The sequence below is a fragment of the Pseudomonas sp. FG13 genome (genome assembly GCF_057809755.1).
In genome coordinates this window covers 1-528 of sequence record NZ_JBMDKO010000110.1, presented here as the reverse complement: position 1 = coordinate 528, position 528 = coordinate 1, and the positions used below count along the sequence as shown (strand labels likewise).

The following is a 528-nucleotide window of genomic DNA, read 5'->3' as shown; positions in this document are numbered from 1 at the left end:
CCGTAACGGGCCTCCTGGCGTTCGCGGAAGAACGCCTCGTAGTCCATCACCGGTTTGTCCGGGTGCTTGGTTTGCATGTGCTCGACGTAGTTGTCGTAGTCGGGCATGCCGACCATCAGGCGGGCGGCCTGACCGAGGTATTTACCGAGGCGACTCAAGTCATTGAACATCGTTGCAACCCTCGTGTCAGGCGTCCGGCAGGGCCTGGAATGGCGCTTCTTTATCCGTGCGCTCTTTCGTGCCCCAGGCGGCAACACCGACCTTGAGCGCGTAGAACAGGATGCTGAGCACCACGAACAGGAACAGCACCGTCAGCGTGGCGTTGGTGTAGGCATTGAAGACCACGTGCTGCATCTGCTCGACGCTCTTGGCCGGGGCCAGGATCTGGCCGGCCGCCAGGGCGTCGTTGTATTTGCGCGCCAGGGCCAGGAAGCCGATCGCCGGGTTGGCGTCGAACAGCTTGATCAGGCCCGCCGTGGTGGTGCAGATCAGCAGCCAGGCCGCCGGTAGCAGCGTGACCCAGATGTA

The 528-nt window shown here is 62.9% G+C and carries 1 protein-coding gene and 1 pseudogene; both read right to left on the bottom strand.

What is annotated here, in order from left to right:
• A partial coding sequence (locus ACODTO_RS29560) for a YbdD/YjiX family protein (protein ID WP_489107476.1) occupies positions 1–170 on the bottom strand: 170 nt, incomplete at its 3' end.
• 16 nt (positions 171–186) lie between these two features.
• Positions 187–528 (bottom strand): annotated as a pseudogene (locus ACODTO_RS29555) (carbon starvation protein A); the annotation flags it as partial.